We start from the raw sequence: 26649 nt of genomic DNA on the forward strand, positions 1-26649 counted from the left end.
GAACGAGACCAACTATGAGCCATAACGACACTATCGTCGCCCAGGCAACCCCACCGGGACGCGGTGGTGTAGGCATTCTGCGTATTTCCGGCCTGAAGGCGCGCGAGGTGGCTGAAGCGGTGCTGGGTAAACTGCCAAAGCCGCGCTACGCTGATTACCTGCCGTTTAAAGATGCCGACGGCACCCCGCTGGACCAGGGCATTGCGCTGTGGTTCCCCGGCCCGAACTCCTTTACCGGTGAAGACGTGCTGGAACTTCAGGGCCACGGCGGGCCGGTTATCCTCGACCTGCTGTTAAAACGTATTCTGACATTACCTGGCCTGCGTATAGCAAAGCCGGGTGAATTCTCCGAGCGTGCATTTCTGAACGATAAGCTCGACCTGGCGCAAGCCGAGGCGATTGCTGACCTGATCGACGCCAGCTCTGAACAGGCGGCCCGCTCCGCGCTGAACTCGCTGCAGGGGGCATTTTCCGCGCGCGTGAATCATCTTGTGGAAGCACTCACTCACCTGCGCATCTACGTGGAAGCCGCTATCGACTTCCCGGATGAGGAGATCGATTTCCTCTCTGACGGCAAAATCGAAGCTCAGCTCAACCAGGTGATGAACGATCTCGACGCCGTTCGCGCCAAAGCGCGTCAGGGCAGCCTGCTGCGTGAAGGGATGAAGGTAGTCATTGCCGGACGTCCTAATGCCGGGAAATCGAGCCTGCTGAACGCCCTGGCGGGACGTGAAGCGGCGATCGTGACCGATATAGCCGGAACCACCCGCGATGTATTGCGCGAACATATTCATATCGACGGGATGCCGCTGCACATCATCGACACCGCCGGTCTGCGCGATGCCAGCGACGAAGTGGAACGCATCGGTATCGAACGTGCCTGGCAAGAGATCGAGCAGGCTGACCGCGTGCTGTTTATGGTGGACGGCACCACGACTAATGCCGTTGACCCGGCAGAGATCTGGCCGGACTTTATCGCCCGTCTGCCCGCCAAATTGCCGATTACCGTGGTGCGTAACAAAGCGGACGTTACCGGCGAAACGCTGGGCATCAGCGATGTGAATGGTCACTCACTCATTCGCTTGTCGGCGCGTACCGGTGAAGGCGTGGACGACCTGCGTAACCATCTCAAGCAGAGCATGGGCTTTGATACCAGCATGGAAGGCGGCTTCCTGGCGCGTCGTCGTCATCTTCAGGCGCTGGAAGAGGCAGCACGCCATCTTGACCAGGGCAAAGCGCAGCTGATTGGCGCGTGGGCGGGTGAACTGCTGGCGGAAGAATTGCGCCTGGCACAGCTGAATCTGAGCGAGATCACCGGGGAGTTTACGTCGGACGATCTATTAGGGCGAATTTTCTCGAGCTTCTGTATTGGTAAGTAACCCTCGCTAACCCGTGGTGATTTCCTCCCAGGAAATCACCATTGTCCAAACGGCAACTCGCTTAATCCCTTTTATCCCCCTATTCTGCATGCCTGCATCTATGGGGGGTTTATGGCTCGTTTTCTGTTTTGTAGTTTTGCGCTGGTTCTGCTTTATCCGTCGGGCATTGATATGTATCTGGTGGGATTACCGCACATCGCCCGCGATCTGGGTGCCAGCGAAGCGCAACTGCATATCGCGTTTTCGGCCTACCTCGCGGGAATGGCATCGTCGATGGTCTTTGCCGGGAAAGTCGCCGACAAAGCCGGTCGTCAGCCCGTCGCCATTACCGGTGCCATTATCTTTGCGCTGGCTTCTGTACTGTGTTCGCAGGCACAGGACAGCACCCTGTTCCTGGCGGGGCGTTTTATCCAGGGTATTGGTGCCGGTGGCTGTTACGTCGTCGCCTTCGCGATTCTGCGCGACACCTTAAGCGCCCAGCGCCGCGCTAAAGTGCTCTCCATGCTGAACGGTATCACCTGCATTATTCCGGTGCTGGCACCGGTTGTCGGTTACCTGATCATGCTGAAATTCCCGTGGCAAAGCCTTTTCTGGACCATGGCGGCCATGGGCGCACTGGTCTTTATCCTGTCGATTGCGGTGCTGAAAGAGACCCATCCCGGCGCACAGAAAACGGGACATACCGCAACGATTCACCCGACAGAAAAGCTCCTGAACCGCTTTTTCCTCAGCCGTCTGGCTGTCACCACGTTGAGCGTGGCGGTGATCCTGACCTATGTAAACGTTTCCCCAGTTCTGCTGATGGAAACCATGGGCTTCGATCGCGGCGAATATTCGACAGTGATGGCATTAACCGCAATGGTCAGTATGGCCGTCTCTTTCTCAACACCGTTTGCACTGAATATCTTTCGCCAGCGCACGCTGATGCTCACCTCGCAGACGCTGTTCCTGGCCGCGGGTGTGATTCTGGCAACCGCCAGCTCACACGCGATTATGCTGGCCGGTATCACGCTGATCTGCGCCGGGTTCTCAGTTGGGTTTGGCGTAGCAATGAGCCAGGCACTTGGTCCGTTCTCGCTGCGCGCGGGCGTGGCAAGTTCGGTACTGGGCATCGCACAGGTCTGCGGTTCGTCGCTGTGGATTTGGCTGGCAGCGGTAATCGGCCTTAACGCGCTGAATATGCTGATCGGGATACTGATTGGCTGTAGCATGGTCTGCATCACCTTACTTATGGTCATCCATCCCGCAGCGCATTATGAAGAAGCCCATCAGCAGTCTCGATCTTAACCTTTTGCTTTGCCTTCAGCTTTTGCTGCAGGAGCGCAGCGTTACCAAAGCCGCGAAACGGATGAACGTGACGCCGTCTGCGGTGAGTAAATCGCTGGCCAAACTGCGTGACTGGTTCGACGACCCGCTGTTTGTGAAAACGCCGTTAGGGTTATTGCCAACGCCGCTGACGGTAAGCCTGGAGCAGGATCTGGCAGACTGGATGCAGATTGGCAACCAGATCCTCGATAAATTCCATCACGACTCACCGGGCGGACTAAAGTTTGAGCTGGCAGCGGAAACGCCGCTGATGCTGATACGGTTTAACGATCTGCTGGAAAAGGTAAACCAGCGCTACCCGCAGGCCACGGTGAAGATGCGCCACTGGGACTATGACTCACTGGACGCCATTACGCGCGGGGAAGTGGATCTCGGCTTTACCGGGCGTGAAACACACCCGCGCTCACGCGAGTTGCTGAAGCTGATGCCGTGGTTTATCGACTACGAAATCCTGTTTAGTGACCGCCCGTGCGTCTACCTGCGCGAAGACCATCCGGCTCTTCAGGAGGAGTGGGATCTGGAGACGTTTCTGCGCTACCCGCATATCAGCATCTTCTGGGAGCGCAGCGACACCTGGGCGCTTGATGAGGTGCTAAAAGAGATGGGGCGTGAGCGAAATATTGCCATGAGCCTGCCTGGTTTCGAGCAGTCGATGTTTATGGCAGCGCAGCCCGGCCATAATTACATTGCTACCGCACCGCACTACTGCCATCACTATAATCAACTCCACCAGCGGAAGTTGATCACCCTCCCCATTCCCATCGATGAAGCGCAGGCAGAGAAGCTGACCGTACCCTTTACGCTGATCTGGCATAAACGGAACAGCCACAATCCTAAAATCGTCTGGCTGCGCGAGACGATTAAGGCGCTGTACGCTGCTTCAGGTCCTGTTTTTGCCTAAGAAAATGTAAAGTTCGGTCCTCAGGCTTCTCTTACGGCCATTTACTGATTAAAACAGGAGCTAAGTTGAGCGATAATAATGTAACCGTTTAACTAACAACGACCATTATCAAGGAGCGACAAATGGCTACGCACTTTGCACGAGGGATGCTGACAGAAGGGCGTCTCGTATCGGCCAGAATGTCTTCGGCCTGTCACAGTGAAGCGCTCAAGCTGCCGGAACATCGCAGGACGCGGTTTTTGGCTTCCCGAGCGCTCCTCGCAGAACTGATGTTTATGCTCTATGGCACCAGTGAATTGCCGGATATCATCACCCAGCCGGAAGGTCGCCCGGTCTTTGCGGACCCGGAGCTTCCACGCTTTTCCATCGCCTATACCGGCAATATTGTTGGCGTTGCGCTTACCACCGAAGGCGACTGCGGGCTGGATCTGGAACTTCAGCGCGCCACGCATGGTTTCCTCGGCGCAAACCCGCACGATGATTACCCGCTCTCCAGCAATGAAAAACTGTGGGTGCGCAACCAGAACGATCCCATTGAGGCCAGAGCCCAACTCATCACCCTGCGCCAAAGCATTCGCAAACTCTGTGGCTGCGCGTCAGACGACGCCAGCCTGTTACAGCTGCTTCCAGGCTCCGGACGCCTGCGCGCCGCTAAAGCAGCGCTGGTGGAAGCGCTCAGCGACGCAGAGGACGTATTGATCTGGTCTGTAGCCGTCACTCCCGCCATTGAGCGACTGAAAATCTGGGAATTTGACAGCAAACGTGGATGGCGTAGCCTTCCTGATGTGCCCGAGCGCGCCAACGAACCCGCCGCGCGCCTGATGCGATTAACCAGTTTACCGGCAGAAAAAGCATTCACCCTTAGCTGATCCGTTCAGGGTCATCATGATGAAACAGGAGTAATCATGTCTGATACGTTGAAAGTCGTTACGTTACTGGGAAGCCTGCGCAAAGGTTCATTTAACGGGATGGTTGCCCGCACGCTGCCACAGCTGGCACCAGCAGGCATGGAGATCGCCGCCCTGCCTTCCATTGGTGAAATCCCGCTTTATGATGCGGATGTGCAGCAGGAAGAAGGGTTTCCGCAAAGCGTTGAAGCGCTGGCGGAGCAAATCCGTCAGGCCGATGGCGTGGTCATCGTCACGCCAGAATACAACTATTCGGTTCCGGGTGGCCTGAAGAACGCCATCGACTGGTTATCCCGTTTACCGGAGCAGCCGCTATCGGGTAAACCCGTGTTGATCCAGACCAGCTCGATGGGGGCGATTGGCGGCGCGCGCTGTCAGTATCACCTGCGCCAGATCCTGGTGTTCCTGGATGCGATGGTGATGAACAAGCCGGAATTTATGGGCGGTGTGATTCAGAATAAGATCGACCCGCAAACGGGTGAAGTGGTGGATCAGAGCACGCGTGATCATCTGTCTGGCCAGTTGACGGCGTTTGGGGATTACATTAAGCGGGTGAAAGCCTGATAAAAAAGCCCGGTGGCGCTAACGCTTACCGGGCCTACACTCGTCAGTAGGTCAGGTAAGCGAAGCGCCACCTGACACCACAAACCGCACCTTAGTGCGCGTCAATAAACACAATCTTCAGCACAAACAGCAGCGCCACCACAATCACGCATGGGCTAAGTTCGCGGAAGCGACCAGTCCCGACTTTCATCACGCAGTAAGAGATAAAGCCCAGCGCGATACCTTCGGTGATCGAGAAGCTGAACGGCATCATCACCGCGGTAATAAACGCCGGAACCGCTTCGGTCAAATCTTCCCACTTCACACGCGCCAGGCTCGACGTCATGAGTACACCGACATAAATCAGCGCACCGGCTGCCGCATACGGTGGAACCATGCCCGCCAGCGGCGAAAGGAAGATCACCAGCAGGAACAGGATACCCACGACAACCGCCGTCAGGCCGGTACGACCACCCACGGACACGCCGGAAGAAGATTCAATGTAAGCGGTAACAGAAGAGGTGCCGATAAACGCGCCGGTAACAGAGGAAACACTGTCAACAAACAGCGCCTGCTTCATACGCGGGAATTTGCCTTTCTCATCCGCCAGGCCTGCTTTATCGGTCACGCCGATCAGCGTACCGGACGAGTCAAACAGGTTCACCAGCATGAAGGAGAAAATCACCCCCGCCAGGCCCAGGTTCAGGGAACCCGCCAGGTCTACGTGGCCGATCACGCTAGAAACGCTCGGTGGCGCAGAGACGATACCGCTGTAATGCACATCGCCCAGCATCCAGCCCAGCAGGGTGGTCACGACAATAGAGACCAGCACTGCCGCGTGAATATTACGGGAAGCCAGAATCGCGATGATAAAGAAGCCCAGCACCCCCAGCAACACGCTGTGAGAAGTCAGGTTACCGATACTCACCAGCGTTTCCGGGTTCGCAACAATCACACCCGCGTTTTTCAGGCCCATCATACCAATGAACAGACCGATACCGCTGGTGATGCCCACGCGCAGGCTTACGGGGATATTAGCAATCATCCAGTAACGCACGCGGAAAATGGTCAGCAACAGCAGGCCAATCGCGCCCCAGAAGATAGCCCCCATCCCGACTTGCCACGGCAGGCCCATCGCCTGAACCACCACGAACGCGAAGAACGCATTCAGGCCCATTGCCGGAGCTAGCGCAACCGGAAGGTTGGCAAATACACCCATAAGAATGCTGCCAAGCGCCGCGATCAGACAGGTAGTAACGAAGACGGCGCTGGTATCCATGCCAGCCACGCCCAGAATTTGTGGGTTAACAAAAACGATATAGACCATCGTCAGGAAGGTGGTGAAACCGGCGATCACTTCGGTGCGTGCCGTGGTGCCGTGCTCGCGCAGTTTGAACACGCGCTCAAGCAGACCCTGACCAGATGTCTGGGTAGTGTGTTGTTGACTCATCATCAATTTCCGAACAAGGAGGGAAAATTCGTCGCTATCCTATACCAAAATGCGACAATAAGGGCGGTTACGAGATACTTTTTTTCATTGATTTTGCTTATACGGCAACGATTGCGTCTCGTTAAACTGCAGTACGTAAACGTTAAACTTGTTAAAAGGGAAAGGCATGTCCGAAATTGAAGCGGTATTTTTCGACTGCGACGGTACGCTGGTCGACAGTGAGGTCATTTGTTCCCGCGCGTATGTCGCCATGTTCCAGGAATTTGGCATTACGCTCGATCTCGAAGAGGTGTTCAAACGCTTTAAGGGCGTGAAACTCTACGAGATTATCGACATCATTAACGAAGAGCACGGGGTAGATCTGGCAAAAGCCGATCTGGAACCGGTGTACCGCGCCGAGGTCGCACGCCTTTTCGACTCAGAACTGGAAGTTATCGCTGGTGCTAACGCGCTGCTGGACGCGATGACGGTACCAATCTGCGTGGTCTCAAACGGCCCGGTCAGTAAAATGCAGCATTCGCTGGGTAAGCTGGAAATGTTGCATCATTTCCCGGAAAAACTGTTCAGTGGTTACGATATCCAGCGCTGGAAGCCCGATCCGGCCCTGATGTTCCATGCGGCGAAGGCAATGAACGTCAACGTAGAGAATTGTATTCTGGTCGATGACTCGTCTGCGGGCGCGCAGTCGGGAATTGATGCGGGCATGGAGGTGTTTTACTTCTGTGCCGATCCGCACAACAAGCCGATCGATCATCCAAAAGTGACGACCTTTACCGATCTGGCGCAGTTGCCGGAGCTGTGGAAGGCGCGCGGGTGGAATATTACTCGTTGAAAAAACAAAGCCGGATGGCGCTAACGCTTATCCGGCCTACAGAGCTCGTAGGCCCGGTAAGCGCAGCGCCACCGGGCATATTTACGCGGATCACTCTTTCGGATCTTTCCCCGCCAGCAGCTTGTCCAGCTCATCACCGCCCACGTGACGGAAATCCTGCCCCTTCACGAAATAGAAGATGTATTCGCAAATGTTCTGGCAACGGTCACCGATACGCTCGATTGAGCGCGCGCAGAACAGCGCGGTCAGAACGCTTGGAATGGTTCGTGAATCTTCCATCATGTAGGTCATCAGCTGACGCACAATGCCTTCGTACTCTTGGTCGACTTTCTTGTCTTCACGGTAGATACGAATGGCTTCGTCAAGATCCATACGCGCGAAGGCATCCAGCACGTCGTGCAGCATCTGCACGGTGTGGCGGCCCAGCGACTCCAGGCTTACCAGTAGCGGCTGGTGCTGCTGAGAGAATTTCTCCAGCGCGGTGCGGCAAATTTTGTCCGCAACATCACCAATGCGTTCCAGTTCAGCGATAGTTTTGATGATCGCCATCACCAGACGCAGGTCGCTCGCCGTCGGCTGACGCTTCGCGATAATGCGCACACAGGCTTCGTCGATAGCGACTTCCATCATATTGACGTTTTTGTCGCCTTCGATAACGCGCTTCGCCAGTTCGCTGTCCTGGTTATGCATGGCGGTAATCGCATCAGAAAGCTGCTGCTCCACCATACCGCCCATGGTCATCACCTGAGTGCGGATGCTTTCCAGTTCAGCGTTGAACTGTCCAGAAATATGTTTATTAAGGTTGAGATTATCCATAGCGCACTCCTAATCAGCCGTAACGGCCGGTGATGTAATCTTCCGTTTGTTTCTTCGCGGGCTTAGTGAACAGATCGTCCGTGTTGCTGAACTCAATGAGCTCGCCCAGGTACATAAACGCCGTGTGGTCGGAACAACGCGCAGCCTGCTGCATGTTGTGGGTCACGATCACCACAGTGTAATCCTGCTTCAGCTCAGTGATCAGCTCTTCGATACGCCCGGTTGAGATTGGGTCCAGCGCTGAACAGGGCTCATCCAGCAGCAATACTTCCGGGCGAATGGCGATACCACGCGCAATACACAGACGCTGCTGCTGACCACCGGAGAGAGAGTACCCGCTCTGGTGCAACTTATCTTTGGTTTCGTTCCATAATGCGGCTTTGGTCAAGGCCCACTGCACGCGCTCGTCCATATCCGCGCGGGAGAGCTTCTCGAACAGGCGCACGCCAAACGCGATGTTGTCGTAAATCGACATCGGGAACGGCGTCGGTTTCTGGAACACCATGCCGACTTTCGCACGCAGCAGGGCGATATCCTGGGTATTGGTCAGGATGTTGTCGCCATCCAGCAGGATCTCGCCTTCTGCACGCTGTTCCGGATAGAGCGAATACATTTTGTTAAAGGTACGCAGCAGCGTGGATTTACCACAGCCAGACGGACCAATGAATGCCGTAACCTGGTTCTTCGCGATATCCAGGTTGATATTCTTCAGGGCATGGAATTTGCCGTAGTAGAAGTTCAAATCACGAACCTGAATCTTACCTGGGGCAGTATCAACCATACTCATTGACTTATTTCCTCATTCGACGCCGCGATGTGCCGCGCCGTAAAAATTAACCGTGTTTCTGCTTCGCGAAAATGACGCGCGCCAGAATGTTCAGCAACAGTACGCAAAGGGTAATGATCAGCACCCCGGCCCAGGCCAGTTGCTGCCATTCCGCGAATGGGCTCATCGCAAATTTAAAGATCGTTACCGGCAGGTTGGCGATCGGCTGCATCATGTCCGTGCTCCAGAACTGGTTGGAGAGGGACGTAAACAGCAGCGGTGCCGTCTCACCGGCAATACGCGCAACCGCCAGCAGGATACCGGTCATGATCCCGGAGACGGACGCTTTCAGCGTAATCGCGGAGATCATTTTCCATTTTGGCGTTCCCAGCGCGTAAGCCGCTTCACGCAGGCTATCCGGCACCAGTTTCAGCATGTTCTCGGTGGTTCGAATGACGATAGGCACCTGCAGCAGCGCCAGCGCAATCACGCCCGCCCAACCGGAGAAGTGCTCCATTTGCGCCACCACGACGGTGTAAACAAAGAGACCCACCACGATTGACGGTGCAGAAAGCAGGATGTCGTTAATAAAGCGAATCACTTCCGCCAGCCAGGATTTACGCCCGTATTCCGCCAGGTAGATACCCGCCATGATGCCAAGCGGTGTACCGAATACCGTCGCCCACAGGATCAGCAGCCCGCTGCCGGCCAGGGCATTCGCCAGACCGCCACCCGCGGTGTTTGGTGGCGGCGTCATTTCGGTGAACAGCGCAAGGGACATGCCATCGACACCGCGCACAATGGTGGAGAAGAGTATCCAGACCAGCCAGAACAGACCGAACGCCATCGTCGCCATTGAGAGCGTCAGTGCGATACGGTTTTTCGTGCGGCGCTTCGCCTGCATTTTGCGACGAGATTCCGCCAGCTGGGCTGTATTTTGCATTTCGAGAGTCGCCATTAGCGTGCCCCCTCATTTTTAGCGAGACGCATAATCATCAGCTTGGAAATCGCCAGTACAATGAAGGTGATAACAAACAGGATCAGGCCCAGTTCCATCAGTGCCGCAACGTGCAGCCCGGATTCCGCTTCAGCGAATTCGTTCGCCAGCGCGGACGTAATACTGTTACCCGGCATGTAGAGCGAGGCGCTGTCGAGCTGGTAGGTGTTACCGATGATAAAGGTCACCGCCATGGTTTCACCCAGCGCGCGACCTAAGCCCAGCATGATGCCCCCGATAACCCCATTTTTGGTGAACGGAAGCACGATGCGCCAGATAACTTCCCAGGTGGTGCAGCCGATACCGTAGGCCGACTCTTTCATCATCACCGGGGTTTGTTCGAAGACATCGCGCATAACCGCCGCAATGTACGGAATGATCATAATGGCGAGGATCACGCCTGCCGCCAGGATACCAATACCAAATGCCGGGCCAGAGAAGAGTGCACCCACAAACGGAATGGCGGAGAGAACATTACCCACCGGCTCCTGGAAGTACGTCGCAAACAGCGGCGCAAAGATAAACAGGCCCCACATGCCGTAAACGATACTTGGAATGGCCGCCAGCAGTTCAATGGCGATACCGAGCGGACGTCGCAGCCAGCCTGGTGCCAGCTCCGTCAGGAACAGGGCGATACCAAAGCTCACCGGAACCGCAATCAGCAGGGCGATGAACGAGGTGACCAGCGTGCCGTAAATCGGCACCAGCGCACCGTAGATATCGTTCGGTGCATCCCACTCTTTGGTCCACAGGAAGGAGAAACCGAATTTCTGAATGCTCGGCCAGGAGGAGAAAATCAGAGACACGATAATGCCGCCGAGCAGCAATAGCACAATCAGCGCAGCCAGTTTGACCAGTGCGCTGAAAATCATGTCACCTTTTTTACCCGGAGGGTTAAATGCAGGCTTGGTTGCAGCCATAAATTACTCTTCTGTTAAACGCGTTTACGAAATCGCCGGGTGGCGCTTGCGCTTACCCGGCCTACAGTCGGAACCGTAGGGCGGGTAAGCGCAAGCGCCACCCGCCATTTTCGTCAGAATGCTAAATTAATACAATGCCTTACCGCTGCTGTCTTTCACATTGGTTTTCCATGCAGCACGAATCTGCTCAACCACGCTGTCTGGCAGGCTGGCGTAATCCAGGTCATTAGCCTGTTTGCCACCATTTTTGTATGCCCAGTCGAAGAACTTCAGCACTTCAGCACCCTGCTCAGGTTTCTTCTGATCTTTGTGAACCAGAATGAAGGTGGTAGAGGTGATTGGCCAGGCGTCGTCGCCTTTCTGGTTAGTCAGATCCTGAGCGAAGGATTTGCTCCAGTCAGCGCCTTTCGCGGCGTTAGCAAAGTTCTCTTCGGTCGGGCTAACCGGTTTGCCGTCAGCAGAAACCAGCTTCGTGTAAGCCAGGTTGTTCTGTTTGGCGTAAGCGTATTCTACGTAACCGATAGAGCCTGGCAGACGCTGTACAAACGCGGCGATACCGTCATTCCCTTTACCGCCCAGACCGGTTGGCCAGTTAACGGTAGAGCCAGAGCCGACTTTAGATTTCCACTCTTCGTTCACTTTCGCCAGGTAGCTGGTGAAGACGAAGGAGGTGCCAGAACCGTCAGCGCGACGAACCACAGCGATGTTCTGAGAAGGCAGCTTCAGGCCTGGGTTGAGTTTCGCGATCGCTTCGTCATCCCATTTTTTGATTTTACCCAGGTAGATATCACCCAGGGTTTTGCCGTCCAGCACCAGCTCACCCGATTTCACGCCAGGCAGGTTGATCGCCAGAACGACACCACCGATAACGGTCGGGAACTGGAACAGGCCTTCCTGAGCCAGTTTGTCATCAGACAGAGGTGCATCTGATGCGCCGAAATCAACGGTGTTAGCGGTAATTTGTTTTACGCCACCGGAGGAGCCGATACCCTGATAGTTAACCTTGTTACCGGTTTCTTTCTGGTAGGTATCTGCCCATTTGGCATACACCGGCGCAGGGAAGGTTGCACCAGCGCCAGTCAGGCTTGCTGCTGCGAATACAGAGAAAGCGCTCAGAGATAAGGTCGCGGCGACAACAGTTGCGACAGTGGTACGCATAACTTTCATAATGTCTCCTGCAAGGATTTCGTAAATCGTTGTTTAGTGGCTACGATGAGCAAAATAGGACAAACAGGTGACAGATAAATGTACGAATTATGACAGTTTTATGACAATGAAAGTTTCACTTAAAAATCAGCAAAACTATTCTTAATTATCATTATGTTAGCCGCAAACATGACAGTACGTTTTCAGTAATATTTTCTTTATGTGACACTGAAAAAAGTAGCTGAAGATGACAGATTGTCATAAATAAAAACGAGAAAGAATTGATTAAAAACAAACCAGGCAAGGTAAAAAGCTCCACCAGAAGGTGGAGCCTGGAGAGATTATTCGACGGTTACGGATTTCGCCAGGTTACGCGGCTGGTCAACGTCGGTGCCTTTGATCAGCGCAACGTGGTAAGCCAGTAACTGCAGCGGAACGGTGTAGAAGATAGGTGCAATCATCTCTTCCACATGCGGCATCTCAATGATGTGCATGTTATCGCTGCTGGCGAAACCGGCATCTTTATCCGCAAAGACGTACAGTACACCGCCGCGGGCGCGCACTTCTTCGATGTTGGATTTCAGTTTTTCCAGCAGTTCGTTGTTTGGTGCCACAACGATAACCGGCATATCCGCATCAATCAGCGCCAGCGGGCCGTGTTTCAGCTCGCCTGCCGCGTAGGCTTCCGCGTGGATGTAGGAGATCTCTTTCAGCTTCAGCGCGCCTTCCAGCGCAATCGGATACTGATCGCCACGGCCCAGGAACAGCGCGTGATGTTTGTCAGAGAAATCTTCTGCCAGCGCTTCAATGCGTTTGTCCTGAGACAGCATCTGCTCAATGCGGCTCGGCAGCGCCTGCAGACCATGAACGATGTCGTGCTCAACGGAAGCATCTTCGCCTTTCAGGCGCGCCAGTTTCGCCACCAGCATCAGCAGAACGGTCAGCTGCGTGGTGAACGCTTTGGTCGATGCTACGCCGATTTCAGTGCCCGCTTTGGTCATCAGCGCCAGATCGGACTCGCGTACCAGCGAGGAGCCCGGCACGTTACAAATCGCCAGCGAACCCAGGTAGCCCAACTCTTTAGAGAGACGCAGTGCCGCCAGGGTATCCGCCGTTTCGCCTGACTGAGAAAGGGTAATCATCAGGCTGTTACGACGCACCGCGGATTTGCGGTAGCGGAATTCAGAGGCGATTTCGACATCACACGGCACACCTGCCAGGGATTCAAACCAGTAGCGAGACACCATACCGGAGTTGTAAGAGGTGCCACAGGCCACGATCTGAATGTGCTCAACCTTGCCCAGCAGTTCGTTCGCGTTTGCGCCCAGTTCGCTCAAATCAACTTCACCGTGGCTGATACGCCCGGTCAGGGTGTTTTTGATGGCATTCGGCTGCTCGTAAATCTCTTTCTGCATGTAGTGACGGTAAGCGCCTTTGTCGCCTGCGTCGTACTGCAGGTTAGATTCGATCTCCTGGCGCTTCACCTGCTCGCCTTTGGTGTTGAACACCGTCACGCTGCGACGCGTCACTTCCGCAATATCGCCCTCTTCCAGGAAGATAAAGCGACGAGTAACCGGCAGCAGCGCCAGCTGGTCAGAGGCGATAAAGTTTTCCCCCATGCCCAGGCCGATAACCATCGGGCTACCGGAACGCGCGGCCAGCAGCGTGGACGGGTCGCGGGAATCCATGATCACCGTACCGTAGGCACCGCGCAGCTGAGGAATAGCACGCAGCACCGCGTCACGCAGCGTGCCGCCCTGCTCCAGCTCCCGGTGCACCAGGTGAGCAATCACTTCGGTGTCGGTTTCAGAGACGAAGGTATAGCCTTGCGCTTTCAGCTCTTCGCGCAGTGGTTCGTGGTTTTCGATAATGCCGTTATGCACCACCACAATGTGTTCAGACACATGCGGGTGCGCATTGCCTTCAGACGGTTCGCCGTGGGTCGCCCAGCGGGTATGCGCAATACCAGTGCCACCATGCAGCGGATGTTCTTCCGCGGCCTGAGCCAGCATTTGCACTTTACCGAGACGGCGCAGACGGGTCATATGACCTTCTGCATCCACGACAGCCAGACCGGCAGAGTCGTAACCACGGTATTCCAGACGACGTAAGCCTTCGAGAAGGATTTCAGCAATATCACGCTGCGCAACTGCGCCAACAATTCCACACATAGTTAGATTTCCTGATTATGGCGTTATGCCATGCGTTGTCGCTGACCTGTATTTGCCCTTTCCGGGCACCCCGAGCCTTGTAGAGAGTGGGGTTATTTTTATGGGTACTGCTTGTGGGGGGAGGATTATATTATCCCCTCACCCCGGCCCTCTCCCCAAAGGGGCGAGGGAGAAAAACACCGCACCGTTCAGTTCCCCTCTCCCCTGGGGGAAGAGGGTCAGGGTGAGGGGTGACTATTGTTGTTACTTCTTCTTCACCGGGCGTTTCCAGCCCTGCTTGTGAACCTGTGGCACACGGCTTAATACCAGTTCGTTGTCCGCCACATCGCGCGTCACGGTTGTCCCGGCGGCAATGGTCACACCGTTGCCGATGGTCACAGGTGCCACCAGCTGCGTATCGGAACCGACAAACACGTCATCGCCGATAATGGTTTTGAATTTATTGGCCCCGTCATAGTTGCAGGTGATAGTGCCTGCACCGATATTCACATTGTCGCCAATTTCCGCATCGCCCAGGTAGGTCAAATGACCGGCTTTGGAACCTTTCCCCAGACGCGCTTTTTTCATCTCTACGAAGTTACCAACATGTGAGCCTTCCAGCAGCTCAGCCCCCGGACGCAGCCGCGCAAACGGGCCAATAGTACATGCCGTGTCCAGACGGGCATCTTCCACCACGCTGTATGGGCTGATTTCGCAGTCGTCACCGATGACGCTGTTTTTAATCACACAGCCAGCGCCAATTTTGACGCGGTTACCTAACGTGACGTTACCTTCAAGGATAACGTTAGTATCAATTTCGACGTCGCGCCCGTGGGACAACGTTCCGCGCAGATCAAAGCGCGCCGGATCGCGCAGCATCACACCTGCCAGCAGCAGTTTTTCAGCCTGCTCAGCCTGGTAAATACGCTCAAGGCGAGAAAGCTGCAGGCGGTTATTCACACCATCCGTTTCGCTAATGCGTGCCGGATGAACGGCAGCAATTTCACGCCCTTCCTGATACGCCATCGCAATGATATCGGTGATGTAGTATTCACCCTGTGCATTGTTATTGTTGAGCTTCGACAACCAGCGTTTCATATCTGCACCGTTGGCAATCAGGATACCGGTGTTGATCTCCTGAATCAGGCGCTGTTCTTCGCTCGCATCTTTGTGCTCGACAATCCCCGTGACGTTACCGTTTTCACGGGTGATACGGCCATAGCCGCTCGGGTCGTCCAGCACCACGGTTAACAAACCGATGCCGCCCTGCGGTTTGGCTTCACGCAGGCGAGTCAGTGTTTCAACGGAGATCAGCGGGACATCGCCGTAGAGCATCAGGATATCTTCGTCATCCGCAAAATACGGAGCGGCCTGCTGCATCGCATGGCCGGTGCCCAGCTGTTCAGCCTGAAGCACCCAGTTGAGCTTGTCATCGCTCAGCGTTTGTTTCAGCAGATCGCCGCCGTGGCCGTAGACCAGGTGTACCTGGCGTGCACCCAGTTCATTCGCTGCATCAATGACATGCTGCACCATTGGCTTTCCCGCCAGGGTGTGCAGCACCTTCGGAAGATCGGAATACATGCGGGTGCCTTTGCCTGCGGCAAGGATGACCACGCTCATCGTATTGTTCAACATACGCGTCCTGACTGTAATTTGAGTGAGAAGTAAAACCCTTTGACGTTGAAAATTCTACATATTTTGCGCCATAAAATGGAGTGGTGCGAAAACGTTCAACATCTGCCGTTAACGGCTATTTGAGGCTAGTTTCAGGGGCAGAGTAAATCACTTTTTCTCTGGAAAATAGCATTCTTGTGGTAAGTCGCTAACCCACACAATAGGTTAGCTATTTTTTTGGATCATGAATAAAGATCCCTTTAAAGCAAAACACTGTTTTAATTCTTCAATAGTGTGACGTTTGAAAAAGAAACAGCGTTTCATCTTGATGATAATGGCGCTCAATTATCAATCAGGAGAATAAGATGAACTATAAAATACCTCTGTCCTTAATGGTGTGTAGCGCCTTTACTGCAACGGCTGCGGATCAGCCAGTCTGGAAAGCCATTGCTTTTGGGCAGTCAACCGATCTGAATTTTTCGTCGAACGTACTGCCGGAAAAAATCGGCGTTAACGATGTCACTATCGACGGGAAAAAACTCTCTGCACAGGATACAGCCAACCTGTCTAAACCCGTCACCCTTGAAAGTCGTGGCGGTAAGATCGCCAACTCACATGACGGGTTAACGTTTTTCTATACCGAGCTGCCAGCAAAGGAGAACTTCGTTTTACAGGCCACTGTTCGGGTAGATCAATTTGGCCCGGAAAACGGGGCGAAACCCGCCGCCCAGGAAGGGGCTGGTCTGTTGGTGCGCGACATCCTCGGCGTGCCACGCCAGCAGCCGTTGAAAGAGGGTTATGAGGAGTTCCCGGCGGCATCGAATCTGGTGATGAATGCCATTATGACGCAGGATAAAAAAGACCATCATCGGATAAAACTGCAGGCCATAACCCGCGAAGGGATTTCTCATCCGTGGGGTGATGCCGGGGCGGCAATTAAAAAGCAGAGCTACCAGGAAGAGGTGGATATTAGCAAGACGCCAGCGTTTCGTTTAAAGCTGGAACGCACCAACGATGGGTTTATCACCGCGTGGGCTCCCGCAGGCAGTGACGCATGGGTGAGTAAAAGTGTGCCACGCGCCGATCTCATTTCTGTACAGAACAAAGATCATTACTACGTGGGCTTTTTCGCCTCGCGTAATGCCAAAATCACCGTATCCGACGCGATGCTGACTACTTCAGCAGCGAACACCGTGGTGTCTCACCCCTGGCAGGCAAAACCTGTTCCCGTTGTTGTTCAACTTGCTTCTGCGAGCAAAAGCCTGACTGACCACTATCTGGTTCAGGCCCGTGCGAACTACGACGGGGTATTCAGCGTTCGGCAAAACGAAGTGGTGATCGGGAGTGATAAACCGGTCAAAGCGGGAGAAATGTACGTCGTTCCCGCGACGCTAACGGAGAGTAATGCGTTTAGTCTGACATTCACCCCCACCAGCGGTGAAGCCGTTCATCAGACGTTTACCGTCGATAAGGTGAACGGTATTGATACAACAACGCTTCACGTTTCACCGGTGGGTAAAGCGGATGGAAGAGGTACGCAGGAATCTCCTGTGGATTTAGCCACCGCGATCGGTCTGGTTGCGCCGGGCGGAAAGATTATCCTGAGTGCGGGTGATTATCCACGGAGCGAAATTCCTCTGACGGCCAGCGGCAGTGCGGGAAAAATGACGACGTTACAGGCTGAAGGCAAAGCGGTAATCCACGGTTTGCTGGTGGATGCAAACTACTGGCATCTCAAAGATATTGAGGTAACAGATAAAAGTCTGCGCGTACAGGGGAGCCACAACGTTATTGAGAACGTCACCGCTTATCGCAACGACGATACTGGCATCCAGATCTCCTCCCCGGAAAATATTGGCCGACCACTGTGGGCCCGCGACAACCGGGTAATCAACTCTGAATCATATGCCAATGAAGATCCGGGCAAAATAAATGCCGACGGCTTTGCGGTCAAAATGCGCGTCGGCGAGGGCAATCGCCTGGAAAATTGCTATTCCCATGACAACATCGATGATGGCTTTGACCTGTTCAACAAGATTGAGGACGGTGCTAATGGCGTTGTGGTGATCGAGAATTCAATTGCCCGTAACAATACCAGCAACGGTTTCAAACTCGGCGGGGAGGGCCAGCCTGTCGCACATGAAATCCGCAATAGTAAAGCAATCGGCAATCATCTGGATGGTTTTACCGATAACTTCAACCCAGGCGCGCTGGTGGTGGCGAATAATATCGCGATAGATAACCTGCGCTTTAACTTTATCTTCCGGCCCAGCCCGTATGGTGAAACAACCACACAAGGTGTATTTACCGGTAATAAATCGGTGCGCACAACACCCGGAAAGTATGACGATGCCGTAACGGGGAATATTGATGAGTCGAACTATTTTATCGTGAAAGGGGAAAGCGTGAACGACAGCGGGGAGATACTGCCAGATGGCGCTTCGCTTATCTCACAACGGTAAGCTCAGCGCCACGCAGTATTCAGCGGATTAGTGGTTGAACGTACCGAAAGAGACGTTCATGTTGCTGAAGAGAGCGATGATTTTATTGACCAGTTTCATGATGGCATCCTGATTTATTGAGGTTTGTTTTGTGACACACTTCACAAAAAAGAGTCTACGCCTCATTTTTTAACCGATCAATATTTTTGTGACGAAAATCACAAAATAATAAAACAGCTTTTCAGTTTCATTTTTCATGAAACGAAACCATAAAAAAAGCCAGTCTGAAACCAGACTGGCTTTATGCTTTTCAAGCCGGTGTTACATCGCTTTTTTGGTCAACTCGATAACGCGCAGTTTGGCGATCGCTTTGGCCAGCTCCGCAGACGCCTGAGCGTAATCCACGTCACCATGAGAGCTGTTAATGTGCTCTTCAGCCTTACGCTTCGATTCCAGGGCTCGCGCTTCGTCGAGATCCTGGCCACGAATAGCGGTATCGGCCAGAACGGTCACACTACCTGGCTGCACTTCGAGAATGCCGCCGGACAGATAGATAAACTCTTCATGACCGAACTGTTTAACGATGCGGATCATACCAGGCTTAATGGCGGTGAGCAGCGGCGCGTGACCAGGGAAGATACCCAGTTCACCTTCACTACCCGTTACCTGGATTTTCTCGACCAGACCAGAGAACATTTGTTGCTCTGCACTGACGACGTCCAGGTGGTAAGTCATTGCCATATCACCCTCCGATTAAGGCGTTAAAGTTTTTTGGCTTTTTCCACGGCTTCTTCGATGGAACCAACCATGTAGAACGCCTGCTCTGGCAGGTGATCGTATTCGCCTTCCATGATGCCTTTAAAGCCACGGATGGTGTCTTTCAGGGAAACGTATTTACCCGGAGAACCGGTGAATACTTCCGCAACGAAGAACGGCTGGGACAGGAAGCGCTGGATCTTACGCGCACGTGCTACCACCAGTTTATCTTCTTCAGACAGTTCATCCATACCCAGGATGGCGATGATGTCTTTCAGTTCCTGGTAACGCTGCAACAGGGACTGTACGCCACGCGCGGTGTCGTAGTGTTCCTGACCAACAACCAGTGGGTCCAGCTGACGGCTGGTGGAGTCCAGCGGGTCAACGGCCGGGTAGATACCCAGAGACGCGATCTGACGGCTCAGTACCACGGTTGCATCTAAGTGAGCAAAGGTGGTGGCTGGTGATGGGTCAGTCAAGTCATCCGCAGGTACGTATACCGCCTGAACGGAGGTGATAGAACCGGTTTTGGTTGAGGTGATACGTTCCTGAAGAACACCCATCTCTTCCGCCAGTGTAGGCTGATAACCTACCGCTGAAGGCATACGACCCAACAGTGCAGATACTTCCGTACCGGCCAGGGTGTAACGGTAGATGTTATCAACGAACAGCAGAACGTCACGACCTTCGTCACGGAACTTCTCAGCCATCGTCAGGCCAGTCAGCGCAACACGCAGACGGTTTCCTGGTGGCTCGTTCATCTGGCCGTAAACCAGGGATACTTTGTCCAGAACGTTGGAGTCGGTCATTTCGTGGTAGAAGTCGTTACCCTCACGAGTACGTTCACCTACGCCCGCAAACACGGAGTAACCGGAGTGCTCGATCGCGATGTTACGGATCAGCTCCATCATGTTTACGGTTTTACCTACACCCGCACCACCGAACAGACCAACTTTACCGCCCTTCGCAAACGGACACATCAGGTCGATAACTTTGATGCCGGTTTCCAGCAGTTCCTGAGAGCTGGACAGCTCTTCGTAGGACGGTGCTGCGCGGTGGATAGCCCAACGCTCTTCTTCACCGATGTCGCCTTTCATGTCGATGGGTTGACCCAATACGTTCATGATACGACCCAGTGTTGCTTTACCTACAGGCACTTCGATCGGGTGCTCGAGGTCTTTCACTTCCAGACCACGACGCAGACCGTCGGAAGAACCCATGGCGATGGTACGCACGATACCGCCGCCGAGCTGCTGCTGAACTTCCAGCACCAGGCTCTCGTTACCATTCTGTACCTCAAGCGCGTCGTACACGCGTGGTACGGCGTCCTGAGGGAACTCGACGTCCACCACGGCGCCGATTACCTGGACAATCTTTCCAGTAGCCATCTTGAATCCTCTACGTAATTCGTAAACCTGGTTAAACCGCGGCGGCCCCCGAGACGATCTCGGTGAGTTCCTGAGTAATGCTGGCCTGACGAGCTTTGTTGTATACCAACTGCAGCTCTTTAATCAGGCTGCCGCCATTATCAGTCGCGGCTTTCATCGCCACCATTCGTGCGGCTTGCTCGCTGGCCAGGTTTTCTACAACGCCCTGATAAACCTGAGATTCGACATAACGACGCAGCAGAGTATCCAACAGCGGTTTCGGATCGGGTTCATACAGGTAATCCCAGGCTTTTTGCTTCAGCTCTTCATCTTCTGATGCCGGTAAAGGCAGCAGTTGAGTGAGCGTTGGGACCTGAGACATGGTGTTAATAAATTTGTTGCTGACAACGTACAGTCTGTCCAGACGGCCTTCATCATAGGCCTGCAACATCACTTTAACCGGGCCGATCAGTTCGGACAGGGACGGGTTATCACCCATACCGGTCACCTGAGCGACAATGTTGCCACCCACGGAGTTAAAGAAAGAAACGCCCTTAGAGCCAATCAGTGCCAGATCGCACTGAACGCCTTTTTCGGACCATGCTTTCATATCCGTCAGCAGTTTTTTGAACAGGTTAATGTTCAAGCCGCCACACAGACCACGGTCGGTCGACACCACCAGGTAGCCCACGCGCTTAACGTCGCGTTCTTCCAGGTAAGGGTGCTTATATTCCAGATTACCGTTTGCAAGGTGACCAATCACTTTGCGCATGGTATCTGCATAAGGACGGCTGGCCGCCATGCGATCCTGCGATTTACGCATTTTGGAAGCGGCGACCATCTCCATCGCTTTAGTGATCTTCTGCGTGTTCTGGACGCTTGCGATCTTACTACGTATCTCTTTTGCGCCGGCCATGAGCTTCTCCTCAATGCCTGGCGGCCTGTCCTGAGACAAGCCGCCGGACGATTACCAGGATTGGGTTGCTTTGAAGGAATCGAGGATAGCTTTCAGCTTGCCTTCGATTTCGTCGTTATAGCCACCGGTCTGGTTGATCTCTTGCATCAGCGGAGCGTGATCACGGTCGACGTAAGCCAGCAGAGCGGCTTCGAAGCTACCGATTTTCGCCAGTTCCACATCTTCGAGGTAACCGCGTTCAGCCGCGAACAGCACCAGACCCTGCTGAGCAACAGTCATTGGAGCGTACTGTTTCTGCTTCAGCAGCTCGGTCACTTTCTGACCGTGGCTCAGCTGTTTACGGGTTGCTTCGTCCAGATCGGATGCGAACTGAGAGAACGCAGCCAGTTCACGATACTGTGCCAGCGCGGTACGGATACCACCGGACAGTTTCTTGATGATCTTGGTCTGAGCAGCACCACCCACACGGGATACGGAGATACCAGGGTTAACTGCCGGACGAATACCGGAGTTAAACAGGTTGGTTTCCAGGAAGATCTGACCATCGGTAATGGAAATTACGTTGGTCGGAACGAACGCAGAAACGTCACCCGCCTGGGTTTCAATGATCGGCAGAGCCGTCAGAGAGCCCGTTTTACCCTTCACTTCACCTTTGGTGAAGTTCTCGACGTATTCCGCGTTAACGCGGGAAGCACGCTCCAGCAGACGAGAGTGGAGGTAGAATACGTCGCCAGGGAACGCTTCACGTCCAGGTGGACGACGGAGCAGCAGGGAAACCTGACGATAAGCAACAGCCTGTTTAGACAGGTCATCGTATACGATCAGTGCATCTTCACCGCGGTCACGGAAGTATTCGCCCATTGCGCAACCGGCGTATGGTGCCAGGTATTGCAGTGCAGCAGATTCAGACGCGGTCGCCACCACAACGATGGTGTTAGACAGCGCGCCGTGCTCTTCCAGTTTACGAACCACGTTAGAAATGGTGGACGCTTTCTGGCCGATAGCCACGTACACACATTTGATGCCGGAGTCACGCTGGTTGATGATGGCGTCGATTGCCATCGCGGTTTTACCGGTCTGACGGTCACCGATGATCAGTTCACGCTGACCACGACCGATTGGGATCATGGCATCAACGGACTTATAACCTGTCTGAACAGGCTGATCTACGGACTGACGGTCGATAACGCCTGGTGCGATAACTTCGATTGGGGAGAAGCCATCGTGCTCAACCGGACCTTTACCGTCGATTGGCGCACCCAGGGTGTTAACAACGCGACCCAGCAGGCCACGGCCAACCGGCACTTCCAGAATACGGCCAGTACACTTAACCTTCATGCCTTCGGCGAGGTCAGCGTATGGACCCATCACAACGGCACCCACGGAGTCGCGCTCCAGGTTCAGTGCGATGGCGTAACGGTTACCCGGCAGGGAAATCATCTCACCCTGCATACAATCGGCCAGGCCGTGAATGCGGATAACACCGTCACTTACAGAAACAATAGTACCTTCGTTGTGAGCTTCACTCACAACATTGAACTGAGCAATGCGCTGCTTGATCAGTTCGCTGATTTCGGTGGAATTCAGTTGCATGCTCCAGTCCCCTTAAGACTGCAAGACGTCTGCAAGGCGCTCAAGACGGCCGCGTACGCTGCCATCAATGACCATATCACCCGAGCGGATGATTACGCCTGCCATTACAGACTTATCGATTTTGCAATTCAGCTTAACTTTGCGTGACAGACGTTTTTCCATCGCGGCGGTAATTTTCGCAAGCTGTTCTTCACTCAGTTCAGTTGCGGAAGTCACTTCGACTTCGGCAGTAGCTTCACTGAGGGCACGTAAGTGCTCAAACTGCTCGAGAACATCCGGGAGCACACGGAGACGACCATTTTCTGCCATCACCTTAATCAGGTTCTGGCCGTTGGCATCCAGTTGCTCTCCGCACACGGCGATAAACGACGCGGCGAGGGTTTCAGGTGCTAACGCACCGGAAAGCAACTCAGCCATTTGTTCGTTTTTCGTCACCTCAGCGGCAAACGCCAGCATATTCTGCCAGCGATCGACATTTTGGTGTTCGACAGCAAAGTCAAAAGCTGCTTTGGCGTAGGGGCGAGCTACCGTAACAAATTCAGACATCAGCCCCTCCCTCCTTACAGTTCAGCGACAAGTTTGTCCACGATGTCGCTGTTAGCAGCTTCATCCACGGAACGTTCGATGATCTTCTCGGCGCCAGCAACAGCCAGAATCGCAACCTGCTTACGCAGTTCTTCACGAGCACGTTTACGCTCAGCTTCAATTTCAGCCTGAGCCTGTGTCACGATCTTAGTACGTTCCTGTTCTGCTTCAGCTTTGGCTTCGTCCAGGATCTGAGAACGGCGTTTGTTAGCCTGTTCAATGATTACCTGAGCTTCCGCTTTCGCTTTTTTCAGCTGGTCTGTCGCGTTGGCCTGTGCAAGGTCCAAATCTTTCTTAGCGCGTTCTGCAGAAGCCAGACCGTCAGCAATTTCTTTCTGACGTTTTTCGATGGCAGCCATTAAAGGCGGCCATACATACTTCATGCAGAACCAGACAAAGAGAATAAACGCGATGGCCTGGCCGAGGATTGTTGCGTTCATGTTCACAGCACAATACCTCTTAAATATCTGTGGCTTAGGGTTTTAAAACTACTACTACGCGACAGCAAACATCACGTACAGACCCAGACCTACAGCGATCATTGGGATTGCATCCACCAGACCCATAACGATAAAGAACTGAGTACGCAGCAGAGGAATCAGATCCGGTTGACGCGCTGCGCCTTCCAGGAATTTACCTCCGAGGATGCCGATACCGATCGCAGCACCGATAGCCGCCAGACCCATCATCACAGCGGCAGCCATGTACAGCAGATCCATATTCAGGTTTTCCATGACAGTCTCCAGTTTGTTTCAATTAAAACGTAGTAGTGTTGGTAAAAAATCAGTGCTCTTCAGACGCCATCGACAGATAGACGATCGTCAGAACCATGAAGATAAAGGCTTGCAGCGTAATGATCAGGATGTGGAAAATGGCCCATGGCACATTCAGAATCCACTGTGACCACCACGGCAGAAGACCCGCGATCAGAATGAAAATCAGCTCACCCGCATACATGTTGCCGAACAGTCGCAGACCCAGTGAAACAGGTTTGGACAGCAGGCTCACGCCTTCCAGGATCAGGTTGACCGGAATGAACGCCCAGTGGTTGAACGGCTGCAAGGTAAGCTCTTTCACAAAGCCGCTTACGCCTTTCATTTTGATGCTGTAGAAAAGAATCAGGATAAACACGCCCAGCGCCATCGACAGGGTGATGTTCACGTCCGCAGACGGTACAACACGCAGTGCTGGCAGGCCGAAGATGTGCTCGCCGATGAACGGCAGCAGGTCAATTGGCAGCAGGTCCATCAGGTTCATCAGGAAGACCCAAACGAACACGGTCAGGGCCAGCGGAGCAATCAGCTTGCTCTTGCCATGGTACATGTCCTTAACGCTGCCATGTACGAAACCGATGATCATTTCGACGAACGTCTGGAATTTCCCTGGAACACCGCTGGTCGCCCTTTTAGCAACACCGCGGAACATGGCCAGGAACAGAAGACCCAAAACCACCGAGAAGAACATGGAGTCGATGTTGATCGTCCAGAAGGTGGCCGGGGGGTTATGTGGATCCACCAGCGAGAATGTACGCAGGTCCAGCTGAAGGTTATTCAGATGGTGACCTATGTAATCCTGCGGCGTCATATTTTCTGAAGCCATGATGCCTTTTACCCTTTGTTATTGATTACAGCTGGAGCCAGAACTTGTACCACCAGCACCAAAACCCACGTTGCTATCAGTGGCATAAAGACCACTTTCAAAACCGCCAGCGCCATCACCAGTAGAGCAAAGGTCAGCAACACCTTACACACTTCACCAAGAGCGAAGGACCAGGCCACGCGGCCTTTAGCAGGTGTATGCGCCTGATGACGCCAGGCAAAAATCATAAACAACACGTTTGGCAGAACAACCGCCAAACCCCCGCATACGGCGGAGATGCCCCAGAAGGGGTCTTTGAGGCTAAACAGCAGTCCACTTGCTATCACGGCCAGAAACTGAATGAACAGAAGTTTACGAGCAACGTTTCCACTCAAGAGCGACACAGACATCACGTTTTTACTCCTGCTCCCTTCGAGGTATGCCGCGTGTCGTATAAAACGTCCTTTAAGGCTCAGAGTCAAGCATCAAAAAGCGGTCAAATTATACGGTGCGTACCCGTGATTTCAAACATTAAGTAGCGAAAAGGTGAATAAATGTTTAAATATTTTTCCCCGTCGCTGTTTTTTAACTTTTGTCGAAAGCGTCCACCTTCAGGCAAAACTGCAAACCACGCGAAAACGTTGGTGATAAAGCGTGCACGAGATCACAAAATACACATTTACGATAAGGATGTATTTATCAAAGACGTAAATCGATTAATTTCATCTTTATGAAATTAAAGACAAAATATCGCAACTATTTTCAAAACAGCCCTGTATACAACAAAAACCTTTCATTGACATTCTTAATAAAAATTTAACACTGCGTTCTTGTTGCAGGTTTCTATATTTAGCAGGCTGATATTTCCGCGCTTGATTATCTTCCTGATAAACAATTTTAGTAACGTTAACCGTAAGAAAACCCCTGGTAACAATCCGGTTAAATTTGCTTCAGTGAAATCTCTCCATGTGTGCTCATTTTTAACACAACAAGAACAGCACAAATTCCACATTTTTTATTAATTATTTAAAAATTTTTTGGCTTAATAATCACCAGGTGACGCTCACCGTCGAGATGAGGAATCTGTAATTTCTCAATAGATTCGACGGAAAAACCTTCCGGTAACTGTTCAATTTCGTCTTCAGGAACCTGCCCTTTCAGGGCGTAAAAACAGCCATCTTCTGCCGGCAAGTGCTTGCACCAGCTCACCATGTCGTTGAGTGAGGCGAATGCGCGGCTAATGACGCCATCAAACGGCGGCTCTGCCGGGAACGCCTCTACCCTGCTCTGGACGGGAGTGATGTTTTCCAGCTTCAGTTCATGCTGCACCTGGCGTAAGAAGCGGACGCGTTTCCCGAGGCTATCCAGCAGCGTGAAATGGCTTTCAGGGCGGACAATCGACAAAGGGATTCCCGGCAGGCCTGGGCCTGTGCCGACGTCAATAAAGCGCTCGCCGTTCAGATAAGGTGCCACCACGATGCTATCGAGAATATGGCGAATCAGCATCTCGTTGGGATCGCGTACGGAGGTCAGATTGTACGCTTTGTTCCATTTATGCAGCATTTCGACATACGCCACCAGCTGGTTTTTCTGGTGATCGGTGAGCGAAATACCTGCTTCTTCCAGCAGACGAGAGAGTTTATTGAGCACGGTAAATACCTGTTG

At 53.4% G+C, this 26649-nt stretch carries 25 protein-coding genes; 7 read left to right on the forward strand and 18 right to left on the reverse strand.

From position 1 onward, the window contains the following. Window positions 1–14: 14 nt before the first annotated feature. From mnmE to EoCCA6_RS11830, 5 genes are all read left to right on the forward strand, one after another. A complete protein-coding gene (gene mnmE, locus EoCCA6_RS11810; RefSeq protein WP_152082814.1) occupies window positions 15–1379 on the forward strand; it encodes a tRNA uridine-5-carboxymethylaminomethyl(34) synthesis GTPase MnmE in 1365 nt (454 codons plus the stop codon). 111 nt (window positions 1380–1490) lie between these two features. After that, window positions 1491–2666, forward strand: coding sequence for an MFS transporter (locus EoCCA6_RS11815; RefSeq protein ID WP_152082815.1), 1176 nt, complete (start codon window positions 1491–1493; stop codon window positions 2664–2666). Beyond that, a complete protein-coding gene (gene yidZ, locus EoCCA6_RS11820; protein WP_152082816.1) occupies window positions 2635–3606 on the forward strand; it encodes an HTH-type transcriptional regulator YidZ in 972 nt (323 codons plus the stop codon). Before EoCCA6_RS11815 ends, yidZ begins: the two co-directional genes overlap by 32 nt. A gap of 122 nt (window positions 3607–3728) precedes the next feature. Further along, a complete protein-coding gene (locus tag EoCCA6_RS11825) occupies window positions 3729–4475 on the forward strand; it encodes a 4'-phosphopantetheinyl transferase family protein (protein ID WP_152082817.1) in 747 nt (248 codons plus the stop codon). 36 nt (window positions 4476–4511) lie between these two features. After that, window positions 4512–5078 (forward strand): NADPH-dependent FMN reductase, encoded by a 567-nt coding sequence (locus tag EoCCA6_RS11830; RefSeq protein WP_152082818.1) that lies wholly within the window; start codon window positions 4512–4514, stop codon window positions 5076–5078. Between the two features lie 91 nt (window positions 5079–5169). Here the strand turns inward: EoCCA6_RS11830 and adeP are convergent, their stop codons facing one another. Next, window positions 5170–6507 (reverse strand): adenine permease AdeP, encoded by a 1338-nt coding sequence (gene adeP, locus EoCCA6_RS11835; RefSeq protein ID WP_152082819.1) that lies wholly within the window; start codon window positions 6505–6507, stop codon window positions 5170–5172. Between the two features lie 166 nt (window positions 6508–6673). Here adeP and yieH point away from each other — a divergent pair, with 166 nt between their 5' ends. Continuing rightward, the gene (gene yieH / locus EoCCA6_RS11840) at window positions 6674–7339 is read left to right on the forward strand and encodes a 6-phosphogluconate phosphatase (protein ID WP_152082820.1); all 666 of its coding nucleotides are present in this window, start codon (window positions 6674–6676) and stop codon (window positions 7337–7339) included. A 90-nt stretch (window positions 7340–7429) separates the two neighbouring features. Here yieH and phoU read toward each other — a convergent pair whose 3' ends face one another. From phoU to glmU, 7 genes are all read right to left on the reverse strand, one after another. Beyond that, a complete protein-coding gene (gene phoU / locus EoCCA6_RS11845) occupies window positions 7430–8155 on the reverse strand; it encodes a phosphate signaling complex protein PhoU (RefSeq protein ID WP_152082821.1) in 726 nt (241 codons plus the stop codon). Window positions 8156–8168: 13 nt separating this feature from the next. After that, window positions 8169–8942, reverse strand: coding sequence for a phosphate ABC transporter ATP-binding protein PstB (pstB, locus tag EoCCA6_RS11850; protein WP_015961095.1), 774 nt, complete (start codon window positions 8940–8942; stop codon window positions 8169–8171). Between the two features lie 46 nt (window positions 8943–8988). Further along, complete coding sequence (pstA, locus tag EoCCA6_RS11855; protein WP_152082822.1) at window positions 8989–9879, reverse strand: phosphate ABC transporter permease PstA; 891 nt, start codon at window positions 9877–9879, stop codon at window positions 8989–8991. After that, the gene (gene pstC, locus EoCCA6_RS11860; protein WP_152082823.1) at window positions 9879–10838 is read right to left on the reverse strand and encodes a phosphate ABC transporter permease PstC; all 960 of its coding nucleotides are present in this window, start codon (window positions 10836–10838) and stop codon (window positions 9879–9881) included. The genes pstA and pstC overlap by 1 nt, the downstream gene beginning before the upstream one ends. Before the next feature lie 126 nt (window positions 10839–10964). Beyond that, window positions 10965–12005 (reverse strand): phosphate ABC transporter substrate-binding protein PstS, encoded by a 1041-nt coding sequence (pstS, locus tag EoCCA6_RS11865; protein ID WP_152082824.1) that lies wholly within the window; start codon window positions 12003–12005, stop codon window positions 10965–10967. Between the two features lie 320 nt (window positions 12006–12325). After that, a complete protein-coding gene (glmS, locus tag EoCCA6_RS11870; protein WP_152082825.1) occupies window positions 12326–14155 on the reverse strand; it encodes a glutamine--fructose-6-phosphate transaminase (isomerizing) in 1830 nt (609 codons plus the stop codon). Between the two features lie 243 nt (window positions 14156–14398). Further along, window positions 14399–15769 carry a bifunctional UDP-N-acetylglucosamine diphosphorylase/glucosamine-1-phosphate N-acetyltransferase GlmU gene (gene glmU, locus EoCCA6_RS11875; protein WP_152082826.1) on the reverse strand — a complete coding sequence of 457 codons (1371 nt, stop codon included), beginning with the start codon at window positions 15767–15769 and terminating at the stop codon, window positions 14399–14401. Window positions 15770–16113: 344 nt separating this feature from the next. On the opposite strand from glmU, the gene EoCCA6_RS11880 reads away from it, so the two are divergent. After that, window positions 16114–18210: a right-handed parallel beta-helix repeat-containing protein gene (locus EoCCA6_RS11880; RefSeq protein ID WP_152082827.1), complete on the forward strand. Its 2097-nt coding sequence runs from the start codon at window positions 16114–16116 to the stop codon at window positions 18208–18210. Window positions 18211–18510: 300 nt separating this feature from the next. Here EoCCA6_RS11880 and EoCCA6_RS11885 read toward each other — a convergent pair whose 3' ends face one another. The 10 genes from EoCCA6_RS11885 to rsmG form a co-directional block, all read right to left on the reverse strand. Continuing rightward, window positions 18511–18930 (reverse strand): F0F1 ATP synthase subunit epsilon, encoded by a 420-nt coding sequence (locus EoCCA6_RS11885; RefSeq protein WP_003862360.1) that lies wholly within the window; start codon window positions 18928–18930, stop codon window positions 18511–18513. Window positions 18931–18950: 20 nt separating this feature from the next. Next, window positions 18951–20333 (reverse strand): F0F1 ATP synthase subunit beta, encoded by a 1383-nt coding sequence (atpD, locus tag EoCCA6_RS11890; RefSeq protein ID WP_003862362.1) that lies wholly within the window; start codon window positions 20331–20333, stop codon window positions 18951–18953. A 31-nt stretch (window positions 20334–20364) separates the two neighbouring features. Continuing rightward, window positions 20365–21228 carry a F0F1 ATP synthase subunit gamma gene (atpG, locus tag EoCCA6_RS11895; RefSeq protein WP_152082828.1) on the reverse strand — a complete coding sequence of 288 codons (864 nt, stop codon included), beginning with the start codon at window positions 21226–21228 and terminating at the stop codon, window positions 20365–20367. A gap of 51 nt (window positions 21229–21279) precedes the next feature. After that, a complete protein-coding gene (gene atpA, locus EoCCA6_RS11900) occupies window positions 21280–22821 on the reverse strand; it encodes a F0F1 ATP synthase subunit alpha (protein WP_152082829.1) in 1542 nt (513 codons plus the stop codon). Window positions 22822–22833: 12 nt separating this feature from the next. Next, entirely contained in the window at window positions 22834–23367 is a 534-nt protein-coding gene (gene atpH / locus EoCCA6_RS11905) for a F0F1 ATP synthase subunit delta (protein ID WP_152082830.1), read from the reverse strand. A 14-nt stretch (window positions 23368–23381) separates the two neighbouring features. Next, the gene (gene atpF / locus EoCCA6_RS11910; protein ID WP_003862370.1) at window positions 23382–23852 is read right to left on the reverse strand and encodes a F0F1 ATP synthase subunit B; all 471 of its coding nucleotides are present in this window, start codon (window positions 23850–23852) and stop codon (window positions 23382–23384) included. A 48-nt stretch (window positions 23853–23900) separates the two neighbouring features. Further along, window positions 23901–24140 (reverse strand): F0F1 ATP synthase subunit C, encoded by a 240-nt coding sequence (gene atpE, locus EoCCA6_RS11915; protein WP_000429386.1) that lies wholly within the window; start codon window positions 24138–24140, stop codon window positions 23901–23903. Between the two features lie 49 nt (window positions 24141–24189). After that, window positions 24190–25005, reverse strand: coding sequence for a F0F1 ATP synthase subunit A (atpB, locus tag EoCCA6_RS11920; RefSeq protein ID WP_100167517.1), 816 nt, complete (start codon window positions 25003–25005; stop codon window positions 24190–24192). A gap of 8 nt (window positions 25006–25013) precedes the next feature. Continuing rightward, window positions 25014–25394, reverse strand: coding sequence for a F0F1 ATP synthase subunit I (gene atpI, locus EoCCA6_RS11925; RefSeq protein ID WP_152082831.1), 381 nt, complete (start codon window positions 25392–25394; stop codon window positions 25014–25016). Between the two features lie 616 nt (window positions 25395–26010). After that, window positions 26011–26634, reverse strand: a complete 624-nt coding sequence (rsmG, locus tag EoCCA6_RS11930) for a 16S rRNA (guanine(527)-N(7))-methyltransferase RsmG (RefSeq protein ID WP_152082832.1) — start codon at window positions 26632–26634, stop codon at window positions 26011–26013. Between the last annotated feature and the right edge of the window lie 15 nt (window positions 26635–26649).

Source organism: Enterobacter oligotrophicus (genome assembly GCF_009176645.1).
GTDB lineage: Bacteria > Pseudomonadota > Gammaproteobacteria > Enterobacterales > Enterobacteriaceae > Enterobacter > Enterobacter oligotrophicus.

Bases quoted from the DNA above. Each gene is read 5' to 3' on its own strand.
- pstB (WP_015961095.1), bottom strand. From the start codon at position 8,942: ATGAGTATGGTTGATACTGCCCCAGGTAAGATTCAGGTTCGTGATTTG.
- EoCCA6_RS11830 (WP_152082818.1), top strand. From the start codon at position 4,512: ATGTCTGATACGTTGAAAGTCGTTACGTTACTGGGAAGCCTGCGCAAA.
- phoU (WP_152082821.1), bottom strand. From the start codon at position 8,155: ATGGATAATCTCAACCTTAATAAACATATTTCTGGACAGTTCAACGCT.
- glmS (WP_152082825.1), bottom strand. From the start codon at position 14,155: ATGTGTGGAATTGTTGGCGCAGTTGCGCAGCGTGATATTGCTGAAATC.
- adeP (WP_152082819.1), bottom strand. From the start codon at position 6,507: ATGAGTCAACAACACACTACCCAGACATCTGGTCAGGGTCTGCTTGAG.
- atpD (WP_003862362.1), bottom strand. From the start codon at position 20,333: ATGGCTACTGGAAAGATTGTCCAGGTAATCGGCGCCGTGGTGGACGTC.
- atpA (WP_152082829.1), bottom strand. From the start codon at position 22,821: ATGCAACTGAATTCCACCGAAATCAGCGAACTGATCAAGCAGCGCATT.
- EoCCA6_RS11815 (WP_152082815.1), top strand. From the start codon at position 1,491: ATGGCTCGTTTTCTGTTTTGTAGTTTTGCGCTGGTTCTGCTTTATCCG.
- yidZ (WP_152082816.1), top strand. From the start codon at position 2,635: ATGAAGAAGCCCATCAGCAGTCTCGATCTTAACCTTTTGCTTTGCCTT.
- glmU (WP_152082826.1), bottom strand. From the start codon at position 15,769: ATGTTGAACAATACGATGAGCGTGGTCATCCTTGCCGCAGGCAAAGGC.
- EoCCA6_RS11880 (WP_152082827.1), top strand. From the start codon at position 16,114: ATGAACTATAAAATACCTCTGTCCTTAATGGTGTGTAGCGCCTTTACT.
- EoCCA6_RS11885 (WP_003862360.1), bottom strand. From the start codon at position 18,930: ATGGCAATGACTTACCACCTGGACGTCGTCAGTGCAGAGCAACAAATG.
- yieH (WP_152082820.1), top strand. From the start codon at position 6,674: ATGTCCGAAATTGAAGCGGTATTTTTCGACTGCGACGGTACGCTGGTC.
- atpG (WP_152082828.1), bottom strand. From the start codon at position 21,228: ATGGCCGGCGCAAAAGAGATACGTAGTAAGATCGCAAGCGTCCAGAAC.
- pstS (WP_152082824.1), bottom strand. From the start codon at position 12,005: ATGAAAGTTATGCGTACCACTGTCGCAACTGTTGTCGCCGCGACCTTA.
- atpH (WP_152082830.1), bottom strand. From the start codon at position 23,367: ATGTCTGAATTTGTTACGGTAGCTCGCCCCTACGCCAAAGCAGCTTTT.
- atpE (WP_000429386.1), bottom strand. From the start codon at position 24,140: ATGGAAAACCTGAATATGGATCTGCTGTACATGGCTGCCGCTGTGATG.
- pstC (WP_152082823.1), bottom strand. From the start codon at position 10,838: ATGGCTGCAACCAAGCCTGCATTTAACCCTCCGGGTAAAAAAGGTGAC.
- atpB (WP_100167517.1), bottom strand. From the start codon at position 25,005: ATGGCTTCAGAAAATATGACGCCGCAGGATTACATAGGTCACCATCTG.
- atpI (WP_152082831.1), bottom strand. From the start codon at position 25,394: ATGTCTGTGTCGCTCTTGAGTGGAAACGTTGCTCGTAAACTTCTGTTC.
- mnmE (WP_152082814.1), top strand. From the start codon at position 15: ATGAGCCATAACGACACTATCGTCGCCCAGGCAACCCCACCGGGACGC.
- pstA (WP_152082822.1), bottom strand. From the start codon at position 9,879: ATGGCGACTCTCGAAATGCAAAATACAGCCCAGCTGGCGGAATCTCGT.
- EoCCA6_RS11825 (WP_152082817.1), top strand. From the start codon at position 3,729: ATGGCTACGCACTTTGCACGAGGGATGCTGACAGAAGGGCGTCTCGTA.